Source organism: Pseudomonas gingeri, from assembly GCF_013385635.1.
Lineage (GTDB): Bacteria > Pseudomonadota > Gammaproteobacteria > Pseudomonadales > Pseudomonadaceae > Aquipseudomonas > Aquipseudomonas gingeri_A.
In genome coordinates, this window is sequence record NZ_JACAPR010000007.1 from 86,796 (window position 1) to 93,259 (window position 6,464).

Genomic DNA, 6,464 nt, shown 5'->3' on the forward strand with positions numbered 1-6,464 from the left:
AGCTATGGGTCGAGGAGGCTGGATATGGCAATGCGCTGGTGGTGGGTGCCGACGGTTCTGCTGGCTTTTTCGGGCGCGGCGATGGCAGCCGATTGCCCCGAATTGTTGCAGGGGCAGTTGCCGAAATTGCGGGCCAAGGAGTCCATCGACCTGTGCCAGAAGTTTGCCGGCAAGCCGCTGGTGATCGTCAATACCGCCAGCTTCTGTGGCTTCGCGCCGCAGTTCAAGGGCCTCGAGGCGCTGTACCAGCGTTACCAGGGGCAAGGGCTGGAGCTGATCGGCGTGCCGTCCAATGACTTCAAGCAGGAGTCCAAGGATGGCGCCGAGACGGCCAAGGTCTGTTATGTGAACTACGGCGTCACCTTCACCATGACCGAGCCGCAGGCGGTCCGGAGCAGTGATGCGACACATCTGTTCAAGGTGCTGGCCGAACAGGCTGGGGCGCCGAAGTGGAATTTCTACAAGTACGTGGTGGATCGCCAGGGCAAGGTGATCGCGCATTTTTCCAGCCTGACCAAGCCGGATAATCCGGAACTGATCGAGGCGGTGGAAAAGGCCATTGCGTCGAAGCCTTGAGACAACCGGCCAATAAAAAACCCCGCGAGTGCGGGGTTTTTTCTGTTCAACCGATCAGCCGTTCAGGCTTGCGGTGAATCAGAACTTGTAGGTCGCGCCTACACCAAAGCCGTTCGCGCTGTTTTTGAATTCAGAGTTATAGGTCTGGTTGCCATTGTCGCCGCTGACTTTGACCTTTTCCTCTTTGAGGTAGGAGTAGGCCACGTCGATTGTCAGGTCGTCAGTGACGGCATAACCGGCACCCAGGCTGAAAATCGTACGGTCGCCTGTCGGAATACGTGGCGAGCGGTCGGTGTTGTTGGTCGGTGCCTGGTCGAATGTCAGGCCGGTACGCAGGACCCATTGCTTGTTCAACTGATAGGAGGTACCCACGGCGTAAGCCCAGGTGTCGTGCCAGTTCTGCTCTTCCTTGATGCTGGTAAACGAAGTCGGAGCAGCAGCACCGCCGGCGGCCACCGTTACACCTTCGTTGTTGACCGTGATGTCTTTCAGGCGGCTCCAGCGGGTCCAGGTGGTACCAGCGTAGAGTTTCCAGGCATCGCTCAGGTCTTGTGTTACCGACAGGTCGTACGATTCAGGTGTCTCGATTTTCAGCGAGGCATCATAACGATTGGGTTTCAACACTGGAGATGGTGTGCCTGCACCAGGTGTCACGGTGGTATGGCCTTCAAGCTTGTAGTTGACCTTCGAGTGGTAGGTCAGGCCGACACGAGTAGTGTCGGTGGCTTGAACCAGGACGCCGATATTGTAGCCATAACCGACATCGTCACCCTTGATCTCGACTTCGCCGTCATTTGGCGAAAAAGGCGTTTTCAGTGCGGACGACAAAGTACCGGAAATACGGTTGATGGTCGGACCGAAACCGATCGATACCTTGTCATTGAAGGCGTAGCTGACAGTTGGCTGGAAGGTGACAACCTTCACTTCGCTCTTGTCGGCCTGATTTCGACCCTGGAAGCTGCTTTCGTAGTTGGTAATCAGACCGAATGGCGCGTACACGCCAAGGCCGAAAGCCCATTGATCATCCAGTTTCTTCACGGCGAACAGCATGGGGACGGCCGTGAACGGCACCATGTCACCTTTGTTGGTACCGGTACGGCTACCGCTGGCATCGCGGATATCGGTCGAAGCATCAATGGCAGCAACACCACCTGTGATCTGATCGCGTTTGAGGAATGACATACCGGCAGGGTTGCCATAGACAGTGCTTGCATCATCGGCAGAAGAGGATCGACCCGCAAAACCAGTACCCATCCCGCTGATGCTCTGCTCGTTGAGGGCAAAGCCACTCGCGAAAAGCTGGGTGGATGCCAGGGTAACGGCGAGGCTGAGTGTGGTCTTGAGCATTACTTTTTTCATTATTAGAACTCCGTGGTGATCACCGAGGCGGAAATTACCAACATTTTCGCTTCGGCGCTATAGGCTGTATCGCAGGAGATAGAGCGGTTTTGTAGGACAATCCGACCAAAATCGGTAGTATTTTGCCGATATCGAAGGAGGACGATTAACAGGCGACAAAACTGACCGATGAGTCACAATTTTTCCAGGCGCGGGTGAAGTCGCGCAAACGTCCCTGTGGCTGGAAGATCTGTCGCCAGATTCGCGCCATGCCGAGCAGGTCGTCGGCGGCAGGAAGGCGCAGTTGTTGCTCCTCGATCAACAGCCAGGCAATGGCTGTGGCGTAACGCAGGTTCACGGTGAGTTCGAGGTGGGGGCTGCTGAGGAAGGCATGTTGGCTGGCGAGGCCGCGAACCAGGCTGGCGAGTTCGGGGTCGAGGGCCAGGTAGTGGTCCCAGAGTGCGGCATGACGGTTTTCACCGATGCGGTACAGGCCGTGGCCGCGACGGTTGTGCAGGGCCGAGCCCAGGTCCGATTGGCTGGCGGCGATGCCCAGCAGCAATGCTTCTGCGGTCTGGCTGTGACGGCCCAGGTACTGCAAGGTCGGGCGAATCACATAAAGGCGCAGTTCCCTCGCGGCAATACCCATAACACCCTCAAACTTATTATTGGCCGGCGAGACCTGGCGCTTGGCAGCGGTGGATCGATCAGGTCTGCCGGAAGCGGCTCAGACCGCTTGAGTTGAAGTGTAGTGTCATATCTTTGCTGTAAAGGACTGTTTTTAAAATATTTAAAACGTGCAGCCGGAGCTTATATATTTATTCGTGATTAGGACGGCGAGCAAAATCGCGAAACTTCAGGCAATAAAAAGCCCTGCTTCATGGGCAGGGCTTCTGGAGTGCGGCGGGTTCGAACTTCAGGCAACCAGTGCCTGACGGGTGCGTTCGATCACGGCCTGCAGCGGCTCGGCGCTGGAATACTGGTCCGGATACAGGCGTTCGCTGTGACGGGCGATGCCGTGTTCGTTGACCAGGGTGAAGCTGAAGCAACCTTTGCGAGCGGCCATGATCAGGCAGTTCATCGGTGCAAAGGCGTTGGTTAGGGTGCGAATGGCATCCTGAGCATGGATTTGAGTGGACATAGTTATTAGGTGTTCCTACAAATGACACGGTATCTGAACCGCGCAACGTTAAAACGTTCCAGTAACGCCGAACCACCATTGGTCGGACGAAGAACCTGACTGGAACAAAGCAGCCAGTTTGCAGCGCTTGAAATAAGTGGCGCTTGGGCTGGCAGGTAGGTACTTAGGAGGGCAGGCAATCACAACAGGGGCAAAGGTTCTGGGCCCGGGGTGAAGATCCTGATCAATTTGCAGGTTGGTTCGGTCAGAGTAATAACACCTGGCAACACCCTTTGCTTTCGATTCAAAGGCTGTGTTGTCGCAAGTTCTACCTGGAAACCATCGAGGTGGTCGGTCCCTTTTTTCAGCCGCTGATTCCTTTTCAGGACGCTTGCCGGGGGATGTGTTCGACCAGAATTGACTTTCAGCTTGGTACTAACGGTGCGGATACTATCGCATCGAGTCGGGGAATGGAAGGGGGGTGATGAAAAAACTCGGGTCCCGCACAGAGGGCCGGGCTACGAGGCCCTAGCTCCTGTCTTGACCGCTTGTCGAGACGTTTGCCGCGGTGTCGCGCCCGATTTTGCCCGCTTGTGCAAAAAAGGTGCGTCGATATAACCGTCAAAGTATGACTTGTGCACATTATTGGCCCGCCTTGTCACCTCGTTGTCATCTTCCGATTCAGGCCCTCGAATGCCTGTATCGGAAATACAAGTCAATGAAAAATATCGTATTTTTTTATTGGTGAAAAAATCGACAGTTTGACTGCGAGCCCCATTCCATGGGGGTTTGCGGGGATTAAAGAGTGGTTGTCCACTGAGTTATCCACAGCTTCTGTGGATTGTCCCAAGCGCTTGCTCTAGCACGGGCATATGACGTTTTTTCGACTTTACCTGAGCGGAAAAAAGAGTAGAGTGGCGCGCCCTGCGATCTACCCTACTGTCAGATATGAAGTTTCGCTCAAGCTCACCAACCCTATCTTCATCCAATACTATTTCAACCGAACCGAAGCGTTTTTCCCTGCGTGTCGCGCTCTGGTTGCTGGACAGCCCGAGCCTGGGTCACAACCCCAGCGTCAAGCACTTCGCCGGGCGCTTGCTGAAACAGCCGGCTCGCGAGGGTGTGGTGCTGGCCCAGCGCCGATTGGGGCAACTGATGTGCCGTGATTGCGGGAGTGCCCGGGACCAGCGTATCGGCCATGAGTTGCTGCGCCAGGCCGCGCGCGCCGGTGACCCGGTGGCACGGCGCGAACTGGACCTGCGCGAAGACTGAGCTGTCCCTGGCGGAGTGGGTTCGCTACCCTTGATCCTTTGAGTCCGGCCCTGGTGTCGGCGGCTAACGGGAGTGCTTATGGCGTTGGATCTGACCAGTCTGTTGCTGGGTGTGGCGGGGGCGGCGCTGCCGTTGCTGGCATTCGTCTGGCAGTTGCAGCGCCGTAGCAGTGCGGCGCAGGCGGAACTGGCCTTGCTGGACGAGCGCCTGAGCACCGCGCAGCTGGCCCAGGACGGTCTCAATGCCCAGCTGGATGCCTGTCGCGACGAGGTCAGTGACCTGGGCCAGGCCAATGCCGCGAGGCAGGCGGAGCTGGCGGCAACACGACGGGAAGTCGAGTTGTTGCAGATCGAACGCGACAATGCCCGTGATGCGGCCCATGCCTGGAATCTCGAGCGCAGCAACAAGGAAGCCGAATTGCGTCGCCTGGACGCCCAGGCCGCCTCGCTGAGCGCCGAACTGCGTGAACAGCAGGACAGCCATCAACAACGCCTGGACGACCTGCAAGGTTCGCGGGACGAGCTGCGCGCGCAGTTTGCCGAACTGGCCGGGAAGATCTTCGACGAGCGCGAGGCGCGGTTCGCCCAAAACAGCCAGGAGCGTCTCGGGCAATTGCTCGACCCGCTGAAGGAGCGCATCCAGTCTTTCGAAAAACGGGTCGAGGAAAGCTACCAGGCCGAGGCTCGCGAGCGCTTCTCCCTGGGCAAGGAGCTGGAGCGCCTGCAGCAACTGAACCTGCGCCTGAGCGATGAAGCGACCAACCTGACCCGCGCGCTCAAGGGCCAGAAGACCCAGGGTAACTGGGGTGAGCTGATTCTCGAACGGGTCCTTGAACATGCGGGACTGGAGAAGGGGCGCGAGTACCAGACCCAGGTCAGCCTGAAAGGGCCCGATGGCGAGCGTTTCCAGCCGGATGTGCTGATCCTGTTGCCGGGCGACAAGCAGGTGGTAGTGGACTCCAAGGTCAGCCTGACCGCCTATCAGCAGTACGTCGGCGCGGACGACGAGGTGATCGGTCAGGCGGCGCTCAAGCAGCATGTGCTGTCGCTGCGCAATCATGTCAAAGGTCTGGCCGGCAAGGACTACAAGCGCCTGGAGGGCCTGCACAGCCTCGATTTCGTGCTGCTGTTCGTGCCGATCGAGGCGGCCTTCTCGGCAGCCCTGCAGGCGGAGCCGAACCTGTTCCAGGAGGCTTTCGATCGTAATATCGTGATTGTCAGCCCGACCACGCTGCTCGCCACCCTGCGGGTTATCGACAGCCTGTGGAAGCAGGAGCGCCAGAGCCAGAATGCCCGAGAAATCGCCGAGCGGGCCGGCTGGCTGTACGACAAGTTCGTGCTGTTTATCCAGGATCTGGATGAGATCGGCGGTCGTCTCCAGCAACTGGACAAGGCTTACGCCGCGGCCCGCAACAAGCTGACGGAAGGGCGCGGCAACCTGATCAGCCGCAGCGAACAGCTGAAACTGCTCGGTGCCCGCGCCAGCAAGAGCCTGCCGGCGGACCTGCTGGAGCGGGCGATGACCGATGAAAACGGGGCGCTGTAGGCGTCTCACCGCAAAATATCGCTGTTGTCACGCCCCCTGTAGGCGCCGGCTCCCACAGGTTTGTGCATCACCGCGAAGTCCCGTGGCCGCCACGATCCGTGTAGGCGCTGGCTTGCCAGCGATGAGGCCCTTGAGCCTTGCGGTGCCTGTCCGGGCGCCATCGCCGGCAAGCCGGCTCCTACAGGTTAGTGCATCACCGCGAAGTATTGTGGCCGCCACAACCCGTGTAGGAGCTGGCTTGCCAGCGATGAGGCCCTTGAGCCGTGCGGCGCCTGTCCTGGCGCCATTGCCGGCAAGCCGGCTCCCACAGGTCGGTGTCTCACCGCAAAGTATCGTGGCCGCCACAACCCGTGTAGGAGCTGGCTTGCCAGCGATGAGGTCCTTGAGCCTTGCGGTGCTTGTCCGGGCGCCATCGCCGGCAAGCCGGCTCCCACAGGTTTGTGCATCACCGCGAAGTATTGTGGCAGCCACGATCCGTGTAGGAGCTGGCTTGCCAGCGATGAGGTCCTTGAGCCGTGCAGCGCCTGTCCTGGCGCCATCGCCGGCAAGCCGGCTCCCACAGGTTTGTGCATCACCGCGAAGTATTGTGGCAGCCACGATCCGTGTAGGAGCT

6 protein-coding genes are annotated in these 6,464 nt (G+C 58.7%); 3 read left to right on the forward strand and 3 right to left on the reverse strand.

Translation table 11 applies throughout. The features are described from left to right. Positions 1 to 24 precede the first annotated feature (24 nt). Complete coding sequence (locus tag HX851_RS34005; RefSeq protein ID WP_177064213.1) at positions 25 to 576, forward strand: glutathione peroxidase; 552 nt, start codon at positions 25 to 27, stop codon at positions 574 to 576. 78 nt (positions 577 to 654) lie between these two features. On the opposite strand, the gene HX851_RS34010 is transcribed toward HX851_RS34005, so the two are convergent. The 3 genes from HX851_RS34010 to HX851_RS34020 all read right to left on the reverse strand — a co-directional run bounded on the left by HX851_RS34010 (position 655) and on the right by HX851_RS34020 (position 3,055). Further along, positions 655 to 1,935 carry an OmpP1/FadL family transporter gene (locus HX851_RS34010; protein WP_177064214.1) on the reverse strand — a complete coding sequence of 427 codons (1,281 nt, stop codon included), beginning with the start codon at positions 1,933 to 1,935 and terminating at the stop codon, positions 655 to 657. 145 nt (positions 1,936 to 2,080) lie between these two features. Next, positions 2,081 to 2,563, reverse strand: coding sequence for a hypothetical protein (locus HX851_RS34015; protein WP_017127784.1), 483 nt, complete (start codon positions 2,561 to 2,563; stop codon positions 2,081 to 2,083). A 267-nt stretch (positions 2,564 to 2,830) separates the two neighbouring features. Continuing rightward, the gene (locus HX851_RS34020) at positions 2,831 to 3,055 is read right to left on the reverse strand and encodes a hypothetical protein (RefSeq protein WP_003204606.1); all 225 of its coding nucleotides are present in this window, start codon (positions 3,053 to 3,055) and stop codon (positions 2,831 to 2,833) included. 927 nt (positions 3,056 to 3,982) lie between these two features. Here HX851_RS34020 and HX851_RS34025 point away from each other — a divergent pair. Together HX851_RS34025 and HX851_RS34030 are read left to right on the forward strand one after the other, a co-directional pair. Next, positions 3,983 to 4,306 carry an SEL1-like repeat protein gene (locus HX851_RS34025; protein ID WP_042936079.1) on the forward strand — a complete coding sequence of 108 codons (324 nt, stop codon included), beginning with the start codon at positions 3,983 to 3,985 and terminating at the stop codon, positions 4,304 to 4,306. 192 nt (positions 4,307 to 4,498) lie between these two features. Next, entirely contained in the window at positions 4,499 to 5,851 is a 1,353-nt protein-coding gene (locus HX851_RS34030) for a DNA recombination protein RmuC (RefSeq protein WP_177064348.1), read from the forward strand. Positions 5,852 to 6,464 lie beyond the last annotated feature (613 nt).

What these genes read in the sequence shown, in the direction of transcription:
- HX851_RS34015 (WP_017127784.1), bottom strand. Translation starts at nt 2,563, where the DNA reads ATGGGTATTGCCGCGAGGGAACTGCGCCTTTATGTGATTCGCCCGACC.
- HX851_RS34025 (WP_042936079.1), top strand. Translation starts at nt 3,983, where the DNA reads ATGAAGTTTCGCTCAAGCTCACCAACCCTATCTTCATCCAATACTATT.
- HX851_RS34005 (WP_177064213.1), top strand. Translation starts at nt 25, where the DNA reads ATGGCAATGCGCTGGTGGTGGGTGCCGACGGTTCTGCTGGCTTTTTCG.
- HX851_RS34010 (WP_177064214.1), bottom strand. Translation starts at nt 1,935, where the DNA reads ATGAAAAAAGTAATGCTCAAGACCACACTCAGCCTCGCCGTTACCCTG.
- HX851_RS34020 (WP_003204606.1), bottom strand. Translation starts at nt 3,055, where the DNA reads ATGTCCACTCAAATCCATGCTCAGGATGCCATTCGCACCCTAACCAAC.